Source organism: Dictyobacter aurantiacus (assembly GCF_003967515.1).
In the GTDB taxonomy this organism is placed as follows: Bacteria; Chloroflexota; Ktedonobacteria; order Ktedonobacterales; family Ktedonobacteraceae; genus Dictyobacter; species Dictyobacter aurantiacus.
Genome location: NZ_BIFQ01000001.1, coordinates 896,665 through 915,428, shown reverse-complemented (window position 1 = coordinate 915,428; position 18,764 = coordinate 896,665). Strand labels below are relative to the sequence as shown.

Genomic DNA, 18,764 nt, shown 5'->3' with positions numbered 1-18,764 from the left:
ATCCAGGAAAAAGGGAGAAAGGCGACTCGTATGGACGTAGTGGTCGATTTGAGTCGTTTTCGTCCTGACCGCCCCGGCATTCGCAAAGTGTTGGGTGATCTGGAAGCGGAAATCATGGAGCTTATCTGGGCCCGGCCAGTCGATGAGGGGACCATGGTGCGAGATATTTTTGAGGTGCTCTATGAGCGACGGCGCATTGCCTACACAACGGTGATGAGCACGATGGCGCGCCTGGCGAAGAAGAAGCTGCTGCGTGTGGAAAAGTGGGATCAGGCCTATGTGTATTACCCAAATTATACCCAGCAGGAATTCATCTCGCACTTCGTGGGGCGGATTCTTGAAGATCTCTTTGTCAGTTTCTCGGGAGAGATGCTCGATGGCATTCATACCATCCAGGATCCCCAGGCAGCAAAACAGGCGCGCCAGCTCTATGAGGAAATCGCACGTCGACGACGCCAGGAAGAGGCTGAGTAGCACCGGGTCTCTGTCTCTTCTGCTCAAGAAACCTTGCCTGTTCTTACCTGTTCGCTTTTGTCTCTTTGTCGAACTTCCTCCGCCATAGATTGCTCCTCATACCGCAAAAGCAGACCACACTACCGGATGGATTTAACTTTTTCTGCATCATCATCCCATCCATGTTTCACATATCTCGCTGAACTCATTTTTTTTGTGATGGCAGACTGTTGACAATGCGCATGTCGTTGACTATACTCTTCTCATACCCCTATGCGGGGGGTGTGGGTATTGATACAAGATAGGTGAGAATGCAGTATGACGATAGATGTTCATCAGGAAAAAGAATCTGAGCGCGTTATGAGCCAGGCGGCCTTTGCGATCGAGGGCATGACCTGCGCATCCTGCTCCATGCGTGTGGAGAAGGGACTGAAGAAAGTTCCCGGAGTGATCGACGCGCAGGTGAACCTGGCCGCGGAAAAGGCCACTGTGACGTATGATCCCGGGCTGACTGGCGTCGAGCCGATGGTGCAGAAGGTGGAGGCTGTAGGCTACAAAGCCATCCCCCTGACTGCTCCTGCCACATCACCTTCAGCGTCCGAGCATGAGATACAAACGACGCTGGCGCTGGAAGGGATGACCTGTGCCTCCTGCGCCATGCGGATTGAAAAGGGACTCAAGAAGGTCGCTGGTGTCATGGATGCGCAGGTCAATCTGGCCACCGAGCGTGGCGTGGTGACCTATGATCCCACCCAGACCAATCTGGATGCGCTGGTGCAAAAGGTCGAGGCCATTGGATACAAGGCGGAGCCGCTGGAACGCACGCCTGACACACATGGGGTGTCCACTCCTGTGGAGCAGCTAGAAATAACGAATTCCCCTGTTGATCAGGAAGACGAGCGAGCGCACAAGAAGCAGGCTGAACTGCGGCGTAAGCGGAACCTGCTCATCCTGGGGATCGTGTTATCTCTGCCGGTCGTGATCCTGAGCATGTTTTTCATGGATCGCTTCGCTGGAGAAAATCTTCTCTTGTTGATCCTTACCACTCCCGTCTGGGCGCTTGTAGGATGGGAATTCCACCGTGGGGCGCTCAAGACGCTGCGCCACGGGAGTGCCAATATGGATACGCTGGTCTCGCTGGGCTCGACCGCCTCGTATTTCCTGAGCGTGGTCGCCACGTTTTTCCCACAGCTTGTGGGAGGCATGACCTTTTACGATACAACGGCGTTGATTATTACCCTCATCTTCCTGGGAAAATACCTGGAGGCGCGCGCGAAGGGGCAGACCAATGATGCCATCAAAAAGCTGATCGGCTTGCAGGCTCGTACCGCCCACGTCTTGCGTGATGGCCACGAGATGGATCTGCCCATTGAGCAGGTCCAGGCAGGGTGGACCCTGCTGGTGCGTCCTGGTGAGAAGATCCCGGTGGATGGCGAGGTGATTTCTGGTCACTCGTCCGTTGATGAGTCGATGATTACCGGCGAAAGTCTCCCGGTCGAAAAAGGTGTGGGTGACGCGCTCGTTGGCGCGACGGTGAATCAGCAGGGGCTCTTGCAGATGCGGGCGACCAAAGTCGGTGCCGATACCGTGCTGGCTCATATCATTCGCATGGTGGAGCAGGCGCAGGGCTCCAAGGCTCCTATTCAGCGCCTGGCGGATACCATTTCGAGCATCTTCGTTCCCATCGTGCTGGCCATTGCGGCCCTGACCTTTATCGTCTGGGCCATTGTCGGTCACACCATCGGTATTCCTATGGCGGGCATGAGCATGATGGATACCAGGAGCAGCAACGCCTGGATTACCGCCATCGTGGCGGCGGTAGCGGTCCTGGTCGTGGCCTGTCCCTGTGCGCTTGGATTAGCGACGCCGACGGCCATTATGGTGGGGACAGGCAAGGGGGCCGAACAGGGTATCCTCATTAAGGGCGGTGAAAGCCTGGAGCGCATTCAGGCCGTGCGGGCCGTGCTCCTGGACAAGACGGGGACGATCACCAAAGGGAAACCCGAACTGACGGATCTGCTTCCCCTTTCTGATCTATCCGAGCAGGAGGTGCTGCGCCTGGCGGCGCTGGCGGAACAGGGATCAGAGCATCCGCTGGCCGCGGCTATCGTCGAGGGGGCAAAGAACCGAGGACTTGCTCTCAGCCACTATCCTGAGCATATCACCGCGTTGGCCGGGCGAGGTCTGCACGCCACGGTGGAGGGGCATACGCTCCTGATCGGAACACGGAGCCTGCTTGGCGAGCAGGGCATTGAGACCTCAGGCGCGGAGGAGTACCTGACCCGATTGGAGGCCCAGGGGAAAACGGCCATGCTGATCGCAGTTGATGGCACGTTGGCGGGCATCATCGCGGTCGCTGATACGATCAAAGTGGGGTCGCAGGAAGCGGTGGCGCGCCTGCATGCGCAGGGACGGCAGGTCTGGATGATTACCGGGGACAATCGGCGAACGGCCCTGGCCATCGCCGAGAGCGTTGGCATTCCCTCCGAGCATGTGCTGGCGGAAGTGTTGCCCGGCGATAAAGCCAATCAGGTCAAACGGCTGCAGGAGCAGGGTATGCTGGTCGCGTTTGCGGGTGATGGCATCAATGACGCTCCCGCCCTCGTCCAGGCTGATGCCGGGATCGCGATGGGCACCGGAACCGATGTGGCGATGGAGGCATCCGATATCACGCTGGTGAAGGGAAACTTGAAGAGCATTGCGACGGCGCTGGCTCTCTCGCAGGCAACGCTGCGCACCATCAAGCAGAACCTCTTCTGGGCCTTTGCCTACAACGTGATCTTGATCCCAACGGCGATCTTGTCTCCGTTGATCCCCTTCTTGAAAGAGCAAGCGCCAATCTTCGCGGCGGCCGCCATGGCGCTCTCATCGGTGACGGTCATCAGCAATTCGCTACGCTTGCGCCGCTTTGGTCGTTCGCGTGAGGTATAGAGAACAGTGAAAAGGGAGAGAGAGGAACAGATATGAAACAACGATCCTTGATGATACTTGGGGCTCTTCTGCTGACGCTTTTCCTGGTCGCCTGTGGAGGCACACCAGGAAACACGTCAGAGAAGACGTCAGGCATCAATGTCCCGGTGAGCGAAACCGACTTCCATATCGATTCCGCGCTGACCAGTTTTTCACCTGGCACCAGGTATCACTTTGTCGTCACGAATCATGGGAAGACTGTTCACGAATTCATGATCATGCCGTCATCGCAAGGCAGTATGGGGGGGATGTCGATGGATGACATGGATCACATGGCGCTGGCCTCCCTCGGCAATCTAAATCCAGGCGAAACCAGAACGCTGGAGTATACCTTTCCGTCCTCGTCTGCTGGTTCGCATCCAGAACTGGCTTGCTATCTTCCAGGTCACTACGAAGCTGGCATGAAGCAGAGCGTCGCTGTCATATCATAGAAGCATGATGAAGGAACGCCCCCTCCCGGAATATGGAATCCTGGGAGGGGGCGTTGACTTTTGTATGCATCTCAGAAGATGACACATCTTGCTAAAGCAGATTCAAGGGCTTGCCAGTGGTGCGTGGGGTTGGGGCAGGCTGTGATGAGACGGTGTACCCGGCATCGTCCAGGGTCGCCTCAATCTGCTGCAGCGAGACCTGAGCTGGATCAAAGCGGAGCTGGACGCTTTTGGTGGAGATGTCGGTCGAAACCTGTTCGACTCCAGTGAGCGCGCCTAAGGCGCCATTGATGGTCCTGACACAATGTTCACAACTGATGTCTGGGACCGAAAGCGTGATATCCTGTGCCATTCTCGTTCTCCTTGTCATGGGAAGACAGCGAGTAAACCGCTATCTATCGTTATCGATTGCCGGCGAGATTGTAGAGCTGAACGAGTTCCTGAATGATCTCGTCACCTCTGCCTTCTGCGATGCCGGTGGGGACGCATGTATGCAGATGGCTATCAACCAGCATCCCCTCAAGTTTCTCGATCGCTTTGCGGACGGCATAGGTTTGCCGCAAGATATCGACACAATACTTATCTTCTTCAACCATCTTCCGGATGCCGCCCAGGTGCCCCTCAATATAATTGAGTCGTTTGAGGACATCCTGTTTGTCTGCATTCATCGTGCTTTCCCCTTTCTCTATACCCACACCCACCCGGTATGGGTATAGAGAAAGTATAGCATAGCGCGCCCGTTTGTGCAAGCCACGGTGTTAGTGTTGGAGCAGGTGCATGATGACCATTTCTGGATTACAGCCGATGAGTTTCATCCCGAAAAAGAAGAAGGCAATCTGGATCAGTACGAGCAGGCCAATGCCAGAGATATTCCAGCGATACCTGTTGCTCCTCTGTGGTGGGAGCGGGGAAGGTACCTCCAGCAATCGCTCGGCGCGATATTTCATGGCGCTATGTTGGGGGAGCAGCGGCTGCCCCAATCCCATCGAGAAGGAATGCCCTTCGCTTGTTCCATGCAACCACACCCTGGTTAACGCACTGGCCAGGGCCAGCGGGCGTTGGGTGGTGGATGCGGCTTGCTCATCGCAGGCCAGTTCTTTCTCTCGCTGGAGGTGATGGTAGCTCTGATGGCTGCTGGGAAGGTAGAGGAACGCATCGCGTAAAAAGGTGGCCAGGAACAGCACGCCATAATCGCGTCGGATGACATGCTCGACTTCATGTGCCAGCACCGCGTTCAACTCATGGGTATCAAGCTGGTGGATCATCCAGGGAGAGAGAAAGATCACAGGACGAAAAAAACCACAGGTAAACGCAATGGGATGGTGAATAGGAAGCAGACATACCCGGATAGGTCTGGTGTATCGTCCCCCAACGAGCCGATCAACGCGCTGATGGATGTCCGGGGTCGCGCGTTGACGATAGGAGGAGAGGAAGCGGCGCATCAAAAAGATGCTGAGCAGGGCCTTGAGCAGCGCTCCGAGCAGCAGTGTCGAGGTGAGAAGCGCCAGCATACTGGCCAGCAGTTCATCCCACAAGGGATCGCCAGCCAGGCAGAGATGCTCCACAAAATGATAGAGGCAGAACAGGCTAAAACCGAACGGGAAGAAGGGCAGGGCAAGAATCAGGAGCTGGAGCTTGCGCCGCTGTGACCACGGGATAATCATGTTCAGGTTTTTGAGCGTGGCGTTCCCGCCAAGGACGAGCGAAAGAAAAATAACCCCCTCGATCAGTGTATGCACGGTGCCCTGCCTCCTCTCCCCACTGCCGCATACTGCTGATGGCTGGCATGGATGACTGTGATGGGTGAACGAAATGAAGTGCCAGAAGAGATATCGTCTGTCCCATTATATCATTTTTAGCCGAATTGCTCCTACTCTATCGTACATTGTACCATAGGAGGGTAGGAGAGGAGAAAGGCGAGAGATGTTTCTCGTTGATCAGTAATCGGGATACGCGGATGCGGACAGGTTCTCTGTCGCTGCCGTATCAACCGCGCCATGATTGGTACTTTCCTGCTATGACGCTATCAAGGGCGCGTATCTTACTATCGCCAATGATACTATATAGTATAATAGGCAAGAATAAAATGTTTATTGCGTATGAAGCGTGTTTTTGCTCTTTTGTGCATACAAGGTAGTGCATCGCTTTGCTCATGTTGAGGTACGCTCGAGAGAGCGAGAGGGAAATGGTGTAAGGGAGAACGATATGAATGCGATCCTTCTTTCATTTGCAACCTTTTTTTCGACGTGTTTTGGAGGCCTGTTTGCGCTCCGTTTTCGCAGCAAGCTGCATCTGATTATGGGATTTACCGCGGGTGTTCTGATCGGCGTGGTCTGCTTTGATCTGTTGCCCGCCATGTTTGAAGCGATGGAAGGGCTCTCCCATGGTATGCGCGTGAGTGCCTTTGCAATGCTGGTTGTAGGTTTTCTATTCTTTTATATTCTGGAGAAGCTATTTCTGCTGCTTCAGGCGCGCCAAGGCCGGCAAGACGTTGTTGCGCATCACCACCCTGTGATCGGCGTAGCCTCTGCCCTGGCATTTGCGGGCCATAGCTTTTTAGAGGGGATCGAAATAGGCGCTGGTTTCCAGGTGAGTCCGAGCCTGGGATTGCTGGTCGCGTTCGCCGTGATCCTGCACGACATTGGTGATGGCCTCAATACGATGACCCTGCTCCTGCTGAACAAGCTCACCAGACTCCAGGCCTTTCGCTTGCTCCTGTTGGTCGCGGTGGCACCAATCCTTGGGGCGGCATCAACGCTCTTGATCAAGATCCCCGAGGGACAGATGCCCTTATACCTTGGTTTCCTGGCGGGGTTTCTCCTGTACATAGGCGCCTCTCACGTTCTCCCAGAAGCCCATCAGGAAAAAAGCAGTATCTTTACGCTGGTGCTTACCGTGCTTGGCGCCGCATTTGCATATGTCGTCACTACCCTGATTGGGTAACGCCGACTGATACGTGACAACTGGGGCAGAAAACGGAGCGATTGCTGGAGCTTTGTGCCTTGCTGTTCTTTCATGATCGTTAGGGTATAAAGCTCTACCTGTTCATCCAATCATACTTTGGTATCAGCGCTTTCTCCATCTGCATAAAAATGTGTTACGCACAGAACTTCCTGTATTCATACCTTGCAATATACACTGCTGTTATGGTATGCTTTACCCATACCCGGTGGGTATGGGTAAAGCATGTTGTGCTGAAGGGGTGAGTCAAGGTAGCACTCTTCTTTTTCGAATCGTTTTCCCGGAAAGATGGGTTGAGCGTATGATGGAAGGAGCAGCGCAGTGAAGAAAACACGGATCCAGCGCTTAGATGGCAAAAAAGTGGATGTGGTTCTACACCTTGGCAATGTGTTTGTCTGTAGTCATGGACTGTGTTGTGGAAAAGCTGAACGTGGTTATGGACCGGACTTGCGTGAGCTTCATCAAGCGGAGTGGCACCGGCGGAAGTTGGGCCAAACGGTGTATCTGACCCCATCCGGTTGCCTTGGGCTCTGCGCATTGGGAAATACCGTTTTGCTGATCTTTCAAGGGAAACCCCTCTGGTTCCACTCTTTTAATACAGCAGAACAGGTCAGTGCTCTCTATGACTATATTGAAGCGATGGTCAAAGCAAAGCAACTCTTGCCTGTTCCAGATACCTTGCGTGATTCAGTGCTTGACAGAGAAGTCCATCCTGATATGGCATCTCTGGTTGCGGCCTTAGAGGGACCCTCTGAACCCAGGATTGGTGCATGCAAATAAAGATATAAAATACCCTCGTGACCAAAAGAGAGATTGACCAGACAGTCATATTCTGGTTATTCTCTCTTTTGTCTTGAGCTTTCTCCTTGCTTACATGGCCTCCTTGACGCCTGTTTTGATCAGCTACCAGTTCATCGGATAATTGGTGCCAAAGCCAATCACCATACCAACCTGCATCATAAACCAGTAAACAGGAGAATCGGGATGGAGGGCCGGATGAAAGAAGACCAGGCTGGACAACGCCATCCAGGCGAAGAGTCCGACTTCAAATGCCGTGAGTGACAGGGTATCGGCTTTGATGGCCTCTTTAAGGCCTGGCCAGAACGAAAGGCTGCGCATCGGGACAATCGCAAAGTATTGGAAGATAATGCCTATTCTACCTTTTGTGGCTGATACCACAGTCCGTATCCGAGGCATTCCTTTGGTACTGGCAGCTTATAAGAACAGCGGTCAGCAACAAGAGGACGCCTCCAGAACAAAAGATCGATCCGGTCACCACTCCCTGCCAGATGACTTCTCCCAATGGGAGCGCTGGGATCAGCGGTGGCCTTACCACTCCGATAGGGGCCAGCAGTGTTATGCTATAGTAGATCAATCCGTTGAGCAGGTTGCCTCCCGCCATCACCCAGGTTGCGACAAGGACCATCCATTGGGGCATGCTGGGTTGGCTGCGTGGTCGCACGAAGGCGACCAGACTCCCCAATGCACAGATGACGAGAGCGACGAGTCCCAATAGGGGTTGGTGCACCACGAGAAAGTCACCCAGTGCGAACACGATCATGCCTGTATAGGCCAGAATCAGCGTCACGATCTGTATGTGACGCCCTCTCTGTTTCACGCGGCTCCCCTGCCAGACCAGAGCCAGGGGAAACAGCCCTTCAACCATGAACATGACGATGGTGATCGTCCAACTGAACAGATAGGGCACTGGTGCCTGGGTCAACCACCTTTTGCCCTGCGCCACTTCCTGCACATTCATTGCAAACGTTCCCCCCACTGCCCAATAGAGATGTGCGGCGGCGAAGAGCATTGCCCAGAGACAGGCCGCGTATCCGACTCCCGCTGTCCACCTTGCCGGGATGAGAGAAATGGTGAGATATCTTCGCTTTTTCATAAATGCTCAATCTTTCCTTCTGTATCTGTTTCTCATACTCTGCCAACGTCGCCATTCCTGAATTCATCAAGAAGACGACGAGATCTCTATTTATCCCCTCTGGGCTGCCCGGGCTACAGATGGTGTGGCTGTCAGATGGGTATGCAAGAGCAGGACTGTCTCGACAACCAGGAGCACCAGGATCAGGATGATGTGCGGGTAGAGAGCAAGGGTGAGAAGAACTGCTACCATGAGAGCGGTCAGTACATTCGCGATATGCCCAAGAACAAATAGTTTCGTTGGGTTCTGCGCGACATTCATGAGGGTATAGTTCAAGAAGGCCAGAAACATGAGCATCAGGCCGAAACTGGCGAACCAGATATCAGCAACTGTAGGGGTGGCCCCGTGAAGCATGGGAGTTAGTGCCACATGAAGCATCCCGATAAGCGAGATTACTATCGTTATGATGAACTTGGTTTTGCGCATTTGAAAATCCCTTTCTGCATCCACCTACTTTGGGTTCATGAATGGCGATGCTTTGGATCGCCTTTCGAGGGAAGGAGAGAAGATCACCAGAACCTTTCTCTTTCAGAAAGAGGATAACGCAGAAATGGCTGGGATGGATGAGGCTGAAGACCTATTTTGAGGATGAGACTGGAGACCTGTTCCATGATGTGTAAGCCGCCAGTTTATTGTGTTACAGTGCTCGCTATTCCTCCTGGCGCATGAAGCCCTGTTGCCAGGCAAAGACTGCAGCCTGGGTCCGATCCAGTAGGTGCAGCTTTGAGAGGATGTTTGAGACGTGGTTTTTGACGGTTTTCTCGCTGATCACCAGCCGTGTGGCAATTTCAGCATTGGAACGCCCATCCGCAATCAGGCGCAGCACGTCCTGCTCGCGTTCGCTCAGTTGTGCAAACGGGTTGGTCGATGGTTGCCTGGATTGACGTAGTTCTTGCAGCACGCGCGTTGCTACTTGCGGATGCAGTATCGATTCTCCGCGCACGGCTCGATGGACCGTCTCGACCAGTTCGTCGGGATCAACATCTTTGAGAACATAGGAGAGGGCGCCAGCATGCAGTGCTGGAAAAATGTGAACATCATCGTGAAAGGAGGTGAGCACAATCACCTGTGACCGAGGACTCACCTCTTTGGCACGTTTGGTGGCTTCAATGCCATCGAAGTCAGGCATTACGAGGTCCATGAGGATGATGTCTGGCACCAGTTTAGCGGCAAGACGTATAGCCTCTTCGCCCGAGTTAGCTTCTCCTACCACCTGGCAATCCGGCTGGAGCGCGAAGAGAGCGCGTAAGCCCCGGCGCACAATGGCATGATCGTCCACAAGAAGAATGGTTATCGGCTCTTGTTCACTCATCATCGGCTTTCCTTCGTTACCATGTCATTCGGTTCGTATTCTGGCGGTTGCGCGCAGCGAACCGTGATGCTGGTTCCCCGGCCTGGCTGGCTGTGGATCTCGATGTGCCCATGTAGTGCGTCCATTCGTTCGCGCATTGAGGCCAGGCCAACGCCAGGTCTATCCACTCTTCTGACATCAAAACCGCAGCCATTGTCGCTGATCGTGAGGCGCATCTCTGGGCCAATGTCCAGCTGGAGCGTGACGAGATGCGCCCGGCTATGCCGAGCCACATTTGCCAGCGCCTCTTGCGCAATCCGAAAGAAGGCCTCCTCAATGGCTGGAGCGATCTCCCGCTTTCCATTGACCTCAAAGGCGACACGGATACCCGTTTGCTTTTGCCAGGACTGGCCATACTCCTGTAAGCCCTGGCTGAGATCATGCCCAGTGAGGGCCATTGGCCGCAAGGCACGAATGAGTGCGGTCAGCTCTTGCTGTGTCTGGCGAATTGCCTGTTCGGCTTCAGCAAGTTGTGCTTGTGCGGCTTTCTCATCGTGACCGATCAGGGTTTTTGTGTTTCTGATCCAGATCGAGAGCGCAAAAACATGCTGTTTCACACTATCGTGTAACTCACGCGCCAGGCGATTGCGTTCTTGTAGAGTTGCCAACTCCTGGCGCGTATGCAGCAGGTCGTGAAACTCTTGAGCCATGCGATTGAGCCGCTGCGCCAGTTGCCCCAGTTCGTCGGCAGATGTATCCTCGACGAAGGCGGAGAAGTCTCCCTGGCCCCATACCTCCGCTGAGGCCAGGATACGCCGAATGCGGCGGATCAGGCTACGCGCTGTTACCATCCCAAAGGCCAGGCCAACCGCTCCGGTACCAACAAAGAAGAAGAGCAGACTGCTGCTAATATATGGGAGGAGCATCGGGGCAGATTTCCAGAAGGTAGAGGAAAAGACCTGCACCTGGTGCGCCTCTACCAGTAACGCACCCCTGATGTGATGTTCACTTACCACCGGAGCGACCAGATAGATCGTGCCATTGCTCTGCCAGCTCGAGGTCGTCTGATTCGTGACTGTCGAGGGATCATGGGTGAAGGCTTCTCGCAAGAGCCGTTGTACGCTCGCAGGGATATGCGATGAAAGATGGGTGCCGGGAGTCGGTGGGTGATCTCCTGCCGCAGCCAGCACTTGCCCAGTAGGATCGATGACGACCACAAAGCCCTGAAACTCGATCCCACTGTCATGGCGCCACTCGTTCAACGCTTCGCTCAAAGCCGCCCGGTTGGCAAACGGGCCAAGAAAGTTTGCACCAATATTTTGTGCCACAGTGCCCACCTGGAAGGCAAAACCAGTCATCGGAGACGTGGTCAAGCCGAACAGGAGCAGTAGCCCGCCAAGCAGTTCGAGTGCGATCAGGACCAGTAGGGTCGTCAGAAGGTAAAAAAAGGTCAGCTTCCATCGCAGACGGTGAAAACGATGAGCCCAACGAGTCGAAAACGGCATAACGATCTCTCCAGAGGACAGTGACAATCCTCAGCTCAAGTATAGCACGTCAATGACGTGTGTTACAGGTATGGGTGTGCGTGTAGCGGGACATAGGTAGAGAGAGATTGCTCGCTCTATCTGGATATTATCACCGTCCTCACTTGATAGAAGGATAATGTCCTCGTGTTGCACACTATGTAGTCTATGCTGCTTAAGGGTGGAGCAGCTGAAGAATGGTGGAGTATTGGAGAGGGAGCGTTTGGGTAACTGAAGGATTGACACTCTTCGAATAAATCCTGAGAGTGTCAATCCTTCAGTTATCGGAAAAACGAACCAGTAAGATCATCAGGATCGTCTCCGCGCGTCTTCATAAAGAATAGCAGAATGTGAGCCATTCTACAGTCTCCAAAAGGATACCAAAGGGAGTAGCCACTTGAGGAGAAAGACCACCTGCTGGGAGGAATCTCGTTAGAGCAGAGAACGAGTCCGTGCCAGGGCAACTGCCTGGGTTCGGCTGGTGGCTCCCAGTTTGCCGAGCAGGTTGCTGACGTGCTTTTTGACGGTGGGGAGTGCGATCACCAGGATCCAGGCTCTCTTGATAGGCCAGGTGCAACTGTCCTGCCTCTTCTGCAGCGAGCGCCAACCACTGTATGACTCTGGTAGCCGCAAAGTGGCTCCCCGACCGGCGTACTCGTTGTCTGGCGTCTAGCAGTTGCGGCAAAAGCGTGGCCCTCTCCTGCCGGGCCGTATAGTAGACGACGTTACAGAAGAGTGGAAGCATGTGCCAGATGATTTCCTCGTCCTGGTCAAGCTCCTGCATCTCCTGATGGAGGGCAGGCAAGTGCTCAAAATCCGAGGCCTCTATCGCCTCATACAAGGTCATCCCCGCGCGTAACAGGCGCAGACGCCGATACAGTAGCGCCTCTGGAGTCTCGCTCGCCTCTAAAGTCAAGCCTGTGCGCGTCGCCAGGATCTCCTGGTTGGTCTTATTCACTTGATTATGCCAGGCGGTTTCTACCCGCGCCAGGCTCTATTCCTCAATAATCACTAGGAAGCACGCCTGCATGAGATCTTCTTGACGAGTACACGCTACGAATGGCTCTTCTGGAACATGGCCTGGAAACTGGAGGTGTGGCCATAAAGATAACTTGTTGAACAGGTGCTCGCAGAAGGCGTCCAGTCTACACGAAGAATAGGTTGGACGCCAATCTCAGGTATGCGACAATAATGTGAAGCCAGGCGACCTCCGGGCCACATAACCAATCATTGCCGATAGTCAACGGCAGCCTTTCCTTGCCCATTCGCGTCATATCATGACCCGAATACACGATGGCAGATACGACATCAGTATCCCTGTGGCTCTGGAGAAAGCAGCACCGGGCCATTTCAAAAGTCAGGCTTATTATTTTTTTCTGGAAAAAGTCAACCAGCGTTGACTTCATAGCTGGTGTTTGTGGCTTCAAAGAAATTGACGAGTTGCAACACATCGTTTGCCGCCGCCATCCACTTGGCCGGATTATTCACGTGATAGTGCGGGCCAAACCCCAGTTCCTCCAGACGACGGTCGGTCAGGTACTTCACATACTGGTTGACATAATCCGCGTTTAAGCCTAAGAGGCCATGGGGTAACAGGTCTTTGTTATATTGCTCTTCCATTTCCACCCCATCCAGGATCATCTGCTTGATTTCTCTGGCGAACTCTGGTGTTTGGAGATCTGCGTTTTCCTCAAGGACCGTGAGGATCAAGTTGATGCCAAACTTCAGGTGCAGACTTTCATCACGCACCACCCAGTCCATGAGGCTGGCAAAGTTGCGCAGCAGATTACGTTGTCGGAAGCTGAGAGCAACCATAAAGCCGCTGTAAAACCAGATACCCTCCAGGATAATGTTATAGGCGACAAGGTTGCGGACAAAGTCTCTCTTGCCCTCAGTTGTCGTGATATCCAGCTTCTGCTCTGTCATGCGCTTGATGTATTTGGTACCAAACGCCTCTTTGCGCGCCATGCTTGGCACCTCAACGTGGGAGGCGTATGCCTGGTTACGGTCGATGGGGAAGGTTTCGAGCACATACTCGAAGCTCATGCAGTGGTTGGCCTCTTCCCACATCTGCTTGGCCAGGTAGAGATGACACTCCGGTGCATGAATGTAGGGATAGACGCCGAGCGCCAGCGCTTTATTGACGAGCAGTTCGTTCGGGTTGAAATAGCTCATCAGGAACGTCAGCGCGTGGCGTTCTTCCTCGCTCATCTTTTTCCAGTCAGACATGTCCTGCCCCAGTTGGATCTCATTGGGGAACCATGTATTCGCGACGGCTTGCTGATACAGGTCATAGGCCCACTGGTACTGGATTGGTTTTAACAAGAGCCCGTCCTGGATGCCGGTGCCTAAGATGCTCATGATATACTGTTCCTTCTCATCGTTTGTTGGCCAGGGTTACTGGCAGCTTTCGCATTGTAAACGCTCCATGGGATCAATGGGGCAGGCGGATACGGGCTCTTGCCCGGAGGTTTTCTGCGCCGGGGCAACCTGCTGCTGGCTGAGCAGCTTTGCTTCGACGGCCTTACTGATCAAGGCGAGGCGAGCGGTGATGTCATCCTGGGTCTCTTGTTGTGCGTGCTGGTTCATTTCCATCGTCTTTTTTCTCCTTTTATTAGCTCATACTGGCAAAGCCAAAGCCGGTTTTCTTTGGCCCAAGGCTTGCCGCTTTATTTACTTTGACCGTGCTCTGTTCGGCGGTGTGCCGTGGTTTCACATGCAGGTAGTACGTCGTTTTCAGCCCCTTCTTCCAGGCGCTGCTATAGATGTTTACCATGTCATCAATGTCGCGTGTTTCCAGATACATATTGCGGCTGATGGCCTGGTCTACCCATTTTTGTGCCCTGGCCGCGACTTCAATGAATGCGTATGGGCTGAGCTGGAAGCTTGTTTTGTAGATCTCCTTGATGTGTTGTGGAATAGCTTCAATGTCTGTTAGATCGCCTTGCAGGCGCAAGATATCATCCTTTACCTCATTCCACAGGTCGAGCGCTTTCAGGTCATGCACGAGGTTTGCATTGACCTCCAGGAACTTGCCATTGAGCGTGGTGCGGCTAAAGATCTGGCTGAACTGCGGATCGAGGCCGGGAGTCGTGCCAACCACATGCGCGATGTTGGCGGTTGGCGCAATAGCCATGAGGGTTGCGTTACGCATGCCCCGCTTGACTTTGGCCCGTAGTTGCTCCCAGTCGAGTTTCTGCGTGCGGGCAATATCTATCGGTAGCTGGCGAGAAGCCTCGGCAGTCGCGAGGGTATCGATGGGCAGGAGGCCCTTGCTCCAGCCGGAGCCCTGAAAGTTTGGATAACTGCCGCGTTCCTCAGCCAGGGTAGCGCTTTCATCAATGGCGTAAAAGCTGATAAACTCGGTAAGCTGGTCAATGAGTTCATAGGCCTGTTCGCTTTCGTAACTGTAGCCAAGTTTTTCAATTACATCGGTAAAGCCCATGATCCCCATCCCTAACGCGCGATTCTGCTGGTTGGCGTGCATCGCTTCTGGGATAGGTGTCTTTGTAATATCCACCAGATTATCGAGTTGGCGGATCGCCGAGCGGATACTGGAGGTCAGGCGGTCCCAATCCCAGCTTTTGTCCGCGCGCAAATGTGCTGACAGATTGATGCTGACCAGGTTGCAGACGGCGATATTCTCGGCGTCCTGTGGCAACGTAATTTCTGTACACAGATTGCTGAGATGGATCGTCCCGGTATTATTGTTGAGTGCGCGTACATTAATCGTGTCTTTCCAGGTCAGCCAGGGATGAGAGGTCGCCTGGAGGACAATTAGAATCTGGCGGAATTGTTCCCTCGCTTTTATCTTCGCGAACTCACGCAGCGTACCAGCATCCGCCATCTCGCAGTATTCCGCGTAGCGTTGACTGAATGCAGAGCCGTAGAGCTCGCACAGGTCAGGCGTTTCAGCCGGATCGAACAGGTACCAGTCCTGATCATGTTCAACGCGCTTCATAAACTCATCACTTATGAAGACAGCTGTGTTCGCGGTGCGGGTGCGCAGGTAGGGATCACCAGAGTTTTGTTTGAGGTCGAGGAACTGCGGAAAATTAATGTGCCAGTTCTCCATATAGAGGGCGGCGGCTCCGGCCTTTTTGCCTTTGCGGCTCACAGCGCGCAAGGCGGCATCAACGACATTCATAAACGGAATTGGGCCAGTCGAGACGGTGTTGGTGCTTTTGACCGGCGAGCCCTCGGCGCGCAATTTCGTCATGCCAATGCCGATGCCGCCTGTGCCTTTGCTCATCCACATCACATCGCGAATACCTTTGGCGATAGACTCCATATCGTCCTGTATCTCCATCAGGAAACAGTTGGATAGCTGTGGGAACGAGGTACCGGCGTTAATGCGGGTGGAACCGCCCGGTGAGTATTCCAGTCTGCTCATGTGGTCGTAGAAGTCAAGCGCGGCCTCGGTGGGATCAGGTTCGTTGTAGCTCAAGCCCATGGCGATACGCATCATACTCATCTGCGGTGTTTCCATCGCTTCACCATCACCGCTACGTAGCGCGTAGCGATTCTTACTGGTGATGACTCCGAGATAGTTCATGCGTTTGTCACGCGAGGGATCGAGTGCCTCGGCAAGGCGTTGAACATGAAACAGCCTGTCGTTCATACGTTCGTCGAGCAGGCCTGCTTCGATGCCTTTCTGCAGATAGACCGCGAAGTGATCCGCATGGAGCCGCTTCAAATCCTCGTCTGTCTCATACTCACCCAGAACACTCTTGTAAATAGTCTTAAGCAGCAGGCGTGCGGCGATCGTGCCGAAGTCGGGATCATCTTTGACGTTCTGCAAGGCCATCTGGATAACCAGTTCATCCAGTTGCTGCGTCGTGATGCCATCGAACAGCGTCAGCTGCACCTCGGTGGCGATCTGCACCACTTTCGTAATCTGATCGTCAAGGCCACGACTGGCTTTTTCCAACACTTTGTATATGTTGTTCACATCGTATGGCTCTCGCGAACCGTCGCGCTTTACTACAGTAAGTTGCATCATACATTCCTTCATCCATTTTTGGGCAGCAGCAAACACACCCTGGCCATTAGCGGGTAAGCCCGTTTGGGCAAAAAAAAAGACCAGCTTCGAGAGGGGGAGTAATCTCTGATTCTGGACATATCAGCGCCATGCTCCTTGCTCGAAGAATAAGAAAGATAATAGGCAGTCTGGCTTACTCTTCTGGCGCATGAGCTTTGCATCTCGCCCAGAAGATATCACAGTTACGGCATAGCGTGGATTCGCACCACATTTCCCTATCCAAACCTTGCGGTCGTCCAGGTTCTGAAGCCTGGTATCCTCTGGCGCTCTCTTGTTGTGTTTTTTTACACAATATGTAGCGCGTGTGGTCTATATTAATACAAGATGTAGTAGTCTGTCAAGTAGAAGAGCAAGCTCACCTAAGGCTTTTTGTTCGCCCGAAGTAGATCCATCTTTTTTGAACTAGAGTTTGTTTTAAAATGCTACAATAATCATATCAGCAAAGTCTCAGATGAGATCAGAAGGAGGCGGTATGCGTATTCTTTCCCTCTTAGCTAGTGCCACAGAGATAGTTGCCATGCTTGGCTGTCTTGATCAGATGGTTGGACGCTCTCATGAATGCGACTATCCTCCACAGATCCGTGTCCTGCCCATCGTGAGCACTGTCCAGATAGACACCACCGTCAGCAGCGCTGAGATTGATGCACAGGTGAAACAACTTGCCCGGAAACAGCACGAACCAGAGGATCCTGCGCTGAAAGCATTGAGCATCTACGCCATTGACGTGGCAACATTGCACGAGTTGCGTCCGGACGTAATCTTCACGCAAACCCAATGCGAGGTTTGTGCGGTGAGCGAACGAGATGTCCAGAAGGCAGTTGCACAGCTTATAGGTTATAAGCCTGTTATTGTCTCACTTTCTCCCTATCGCCTTCAGGATGTCTGGGAAGATATCTTACGCGTAGGTCTGGTATTAGGCAGGCGTGATCAGGCTCAAGTTCTTGTGGAAAAGCTCCAACAACGGCTCACAAATCTGGCCAGCCAAACTACCTCATTCGGTTCCAAACCAGGGGTTGCCGTATTGGAGTGGCTTGACCCTTTAATGGGTGCAGGCAACTGGACTCCTGAATTGGTGGCCTATGCAGGAGGCAAGAACCTTTTCGGTGAGGTTGGACAGCACTCACCCTGGCTGACCTGGCAGGAACTTCAAGCTGCTGACCCAGATGCAATCGTCCTTGCTCCTTGTGGCTATGGGCTTGAGCGCACAATGGAGGATGTTGCACTTTTGCAAAAACATTCTGCCTGGGCAGAGTTAAAAGCAGTACGCGACAGGCGCGTTTTCGCGCTTGATGGCAACGCCTATCTCAACCGATCTGGACCACGCCTGGTAGAATCGGCAGAACTTCTTGCCCATGTCATCTGGGGTAAACAGCTAGGCATACCCGTTGATAACAATGGTTGGATACACGTTCAATAGTAGCAGTATCGTCACCAACTGGTTTAACCGGTAAGTCTATGTGTGTCGTTAGGATCATGCCATTTGTGGTGATTCAAGGTATTGGTGATCTGGATAGGTTTGAGATCGTGTGGCCTGTAGCCTCAGAAGAACAAAAATTTCCTCCAATTTGGCATCTTGAGACATACTGCCTGCCTTGAAATTGGGGAGGGGATCGATTATAGTGCTTCAAGAGTCTTCTCTCTCAAGGCCCCCCTCACGCGCACTTCTCGTGAAGTGGTTGGCCATCGGGTCTTAAGAGCAACGACTTTTTTGTGGGGAAACCTGGTCAATGACAGTTGTAAGCCTGATATCAGCCATCCTCCTCCCCTTTTTCCATTCCTATATGCCTTGCCAGCTGACGCGCCTCTTGTAAGAGCGAAAGGTGTTGCGAGGGAGCAGTCGATAAGCGTAAGGTAGCTTCAGCGCTCCCGCCGACGGGCTTTGCCGCGCCATCAAGGATTTGTGCGATAAAACGCATTGGGCGCGATGCCTGAGGCACGTTGAGCATTTTAAAAAAGGCACCGTGGCAATAAAAAGGGCAAGCGGCGGCTCGATGAGTTCAAAGGCTATGGCCAGACCAATTCCCCCATAATAGCCAATAGTATGCGGCTAATCGATCTCGACAGGGCCGATCTGGCTTGTCAAACCTCGATTTTCTTTAGACATAAATCGTGCTCCTGAATGTAGGATTTTGCAACGGGTTTCGATGATCGCACTCCTTCT

18 protein-coding genes are annotated in these 18,764 nt (G+C 53.3%); 6 read left to right on the top strand and 12 right to left on the bottom strand.

All coding sequences use genetic code 11. The annotated features are described in order from the left end of the window. Positions 1 to 30: 30 nt before the first annotated feature. The 3 genes from KTT_RS03665 (at position 31) to KTT_RS03655 (ending at position 3,854) form a co-directional block, all read left to right on the top strand. Positions 31 to 474 carry a BlaI/MecI/CopY family transcriptional regulator gene (locus tag KTT_RS03665; protein ID WP_126594699.1) on the top strand — a complete coding sequence of 148 codons (444 nt, stop codon included), beginning with the start codon at positions 31 to 33 and terminating at the stop codon, positions 472 to 474. 297 nt (positions 475 to 771) lie between these two features. Then, a complete protein-coding gene (locus KTT_RS03660; protein WP_307720635.1) occupies positions 772 to 3,384 on the top strand; it encodes a heavy metal translocating P-type ATPase in 2,613 nt (870 codons plus the stop codon). A 32-nt stretch (positions 3,385 to 3,416) separates the two neighbouring features. Beyond that, a complete protein-coding gene (locus KTT_RS03655) occupies positions 3,417 to 3,854 on the top strand; it encodes a cupredoxin domain-containing protein (protein ID WP_126594698.1) in 438 nt (145 codons plus the stop codon). A gap of 91 nt (positions 3,855 to 3,945) precedes the next feature. On the opposite strand, the gene KTT_RS03650 is transcribed toward KTT_RS03655, so the two are convergent. The 3 genes from KTT_RS03650 to KTT_RS03640 all read right to left on the bottom strand — a co-directional run bounded on the left by KTT_RS03650 (position 3,946) and on the right by KTT_RS03640 (position 5,593). Continuing rightward, the gene (locus KTT_RS03650) at positions 3,946 to 4,206 is read right to left on the bottom strand and encodes a heavy-metal-associated domain-containing protein (RefSeq protein ID WP_126594697.1); all 261 of its coding nucleotides are present in this window, start codon (positions 4,204 to 4,206) and stop codon (positions 3,946 to 3,948) included. Positions 4,207 to 4,255: 49 nt separating this feature from the next. Beyond that, positions 4,256 to 4,522 (bottom strand): metal-sensitive transcriptional regulator, encoded by a 267-nt coding sequence (locus KTT_RS03645; RefSeq protein ID WP_126594696.1) that lies wholly within the window; start codon positions 4,520 to 4,522, stop codon positions 4,256 to 4,258. Between the two features lie 90 nt (positions 4,523 to 4,612). Further along, positions 4,613 to 5,593: a M56 family metallopeptidase gene (locus tag KTT_RS03640; RefSeq protein ID WP_126594695.1), complete on the bottom strand. Its 981-nt coding sequence runs from the start codon at positions 5,591 to 5,593 to the stop codon at positions 4,613 to 4,615. A gap of 466 nt (positions 5,594 to 6,059) precedes the next feature. Here KTT_RS03640 and KTT_RS03635 point away from each other — a divergent pair, with 466 nt between their 5' ends. Beyond that, positions 6,060 to 6,797 carry a ZIP family metal transporter gene (locus tag KTT_RS03635; protein WP_126594694.1) on the top strand — a complete coding sequence of 246 codons (738 nt, stop codon included), beginning with the start codon at positions 6,060 to 6,062 and terminating at the stop codon, positions 6,795 to 6,797. A gap of 339 nt (positions 6,798 to 7,136) precedes the next feature. Beyond that, positions 7,137 to 7,595, top strand: coding sequence for a (2Fe-2S) ferredoxin domain-containing protein (locus tag KTT_RS03630; RefSeq protein ID WP_174844775.1), 459 nt, complete (start codon positions 7,137 to 7,139; stop codon positions 7,593 to 7,595). Positions 7,596 to 7,718: 123 nt separating this feature from the next. Here the strand turns inward: KTT_RS03630 and KTT_RS03625 are convergent, their stop codons facing one another. From KTT_RS03625 to KTT_RS03580, 9 genes are all read right to left on the bottom strand, one after another. Beyond that, positions 7,719 to 7,994 (bottom strand): DUF4396 domain-containing protein, encoded by a 276-nt coding sequence (locus tag KTT_RS03625; protein ID WP_218030825.1) that lies wholly within the window; start codon positions 7,992 to 7,994, stop codon positions 7,719 to 7,721. After that, positions 7,972 to 8,709 (bottom strand): DUF3995 domain-containing protein, encoded by a 738-nt coding sequence (locus KTT_RS03620; RefSeq protein ID WP_126594692.1) that lies wholly within the window; start codon positions 8,707 to 8,709, stop codon positions 7,972 to 7,974. Before KTT_RS03620 ends, KTT_RS03625 begins: the two co-directional genes overlap by 23 nt. A 90-nt stretch (positions 8,710 to 8,799) precedes the next feature. Beyond that, positions 8,800 to 9,174, bottom strand: a complete 375-nt coding sequence (locus KTT_RS03615) for a hypothetical protein (RefSeq protein WP_126594691.1) — start codon at positions 9,172 to 9,174, stop codon at positions 8,800 to 8,802. A 223-nt stretch (positions 9,175 to 9,397) separates the two neighbouring features. Then, entirely contained in the window at positions 9,398 to 10,060 is a 663-nt protein-coding gene (locus KTT_RS03610; protein ID WP_126599386.1) for a response regulator, read from the bottom strand. Further along, positions 10,060 to 11,544, bottom strand: coding sequence for a HAMP domain-containing sensor histidine kinase (locus KTT_RS03605; RefSeq protein WP_126594690.1), 1,485 nt, complete (start codon positions 11,542 to 11,544; stop codon positions 10,060 to 10,062). The genes KTT_RS03610 and KTT_RS03605 overlap by 1 nt, the downstream gene beginning before the upstream one ends. Before the next feature lie 349 nt (positions 11,545 to 11,893). Next, positions 11,894 to 12,520, bottom strand: a complete 627-nt coding sequence (locus tag KTT_RS37915; protein ID WP_235845592.1) for a hypothetical protein — start codon at positions 12,518 to 12,520, stop codon at positions 11,894 to 11,896. A 428-nt stretch (positions 12,521 to 12,948) separates the two neighbouring features. After that, positions 12,949 to 13,923, bottom strand: coding sequence for a ribonucleotide-diphosphate reductase subunit beta (locus KTT_RS03590; RefSeq protein WP_126594688.1), 975 nt, complete (start codon positions 13,921 to 13,923; stop codon positions 12,949 to 12,951). Positions 13,924 to 13,959: 36 nt separating this feature from the next. Then, positions 13,960 to 14,157, bottom strand: a complete 198-nt coding sequence (locus tag KTT_RS03585) for a hypothetical protein (protein ID WP_126594687.1) — start codon at positions 14,155 to 14,157, stop codon at positions 13,960 to 13,962. Positions 14,158 to 14,176: 19 nt separating this feature from the next. Next, complete coding sequence (locus KTT_RS03580) at positions 14,177 to 16,561, bottom strand: ribonucleoside-diphosphate reductase subunit alpha (protein ID WP_126599384.1); 2,385 nt, start codon at positions 16,559 to 16,561, stop codon at positions 14,177 to 14,179. Between the two features lie 514 nt (positions 16,562 to 17,075). Here KTT_RS03580 and KTT_RS03575 point away from each other — a divergent pair. Beyond that, the gene (locus KTT_RS03575; protein ID WP_126594686.1) at positions 17,076 to 18,020 is read left to right on the top strand and encodes a cobalamin-binding protein; all 945 of its coding nucleotides are present in this window, start codon (positions 17,076 to 17,078) and stop codon (positions 18,018 to 18,020) included. Positions 18,021 to 18,764: the final 744 nt, after the last annotated feature.

Excerpts from the sequence above, each read along its gene's own strand:
- KTT_RS03655 (WP_126594698.1), top strand. The coding sequence starts at position 3,417 with ATGAAACAACGATCCTTGATGATACTTGGGGCTCTTCTGCTGACGCTT.
- KTT_RS03580 (WP_126599384.1), bottom strand. The coding sequence starts at position 16,561 with ATGCAACTTACTGTAGTAAAGCGCGACGGTTCGCGAGAGCCATACGAT.
- KTT_RS03665 (WP_126594699.1), top strand. The coding sequence starts at position 31 with ATGGACGTAGTGGTCGATTTGAGTCGTTTTCGTCCTGACCGCCCCGGC.
- KTT_RS03650 (WP_126594697.1), bottom strand. The coding sequence starts at position 4,206 with ATGGCACAGGATATCACGCTTTCGGTCCCAGACATCAGTTGTGAACAT.
- KTT_RS03585 (WP_126594687.1), bottom strand. The coding sequence starts at position 14,157 with ATGGAAATGAACCAGCACGCACAACAAGAGACCCAGGATGACATCACC.
- KTT_RS03620 (WP_126594692.1), bottom strand. The coding sequence starts at position 8,709 with ATGAAAAAGCGAAGATATCTCACCATTTCTCTCATCCCGGCAAGGTGG.
- KTT_RS03635 (WP_126594694.1), top strand. The coding sequence starts at position 6,060 with ATGAATGCGATCCTTCTTTCATTTGCAACCTTTTTTTCGACGTGTTTT.
- KTT_RS03605 (WP_126594690.1), bottom strand. The coding sequence starts at position 11,544 with ATGCCGTTTTCGACTCGTTGGGCTCATCGTTTTCACCGTCTGCGATGG.
- KTT_RS03615 (WP_126594691.1), bottom strand. The coding sequence starts at position 9,174 with ATGCGCAAAACCAAGTTCATCATAACGATAGTAATCTCGCTTATCGGG.
- KTT_RS03645 (WP_126594696.1), bottom strand. The coding sequence starts at position 4,522 with ATGAATGCAGACAAACAGGATGTCCTCAAACGACTCAATTATATTGAG.
- KTT_RS03590 (WP_126594688.1), bottom strand. The coding sequence starts at position 13,923 with ATGAGCATCTTAGGCACCGGCATCCAGGACGGGCTCTTGTTAAAACCA.
- KTT_RS03610 (WP_126599386.1), bottom strand. The coding sequence starts at position 10,060 with ATGAGTGAACAAGAGCCGATAACCATTCTTCTTGTGGACGATCATGCC.
- KTT_RS03660 (WP_307720635.1), top strand. The coding sequence starts at position 772 with ATGACGATAGATGTTCATCAGGAAAAAGAATCTGAGCGCGTTATGAGC.
- KTT_RS03575 (WP_126594686.1), top strand. The coding sequence starts at position 17,076 with ATGCGTATTCTTTCCCTCTTAGCTAGTGCCACAGAGATAGTTGCCATG.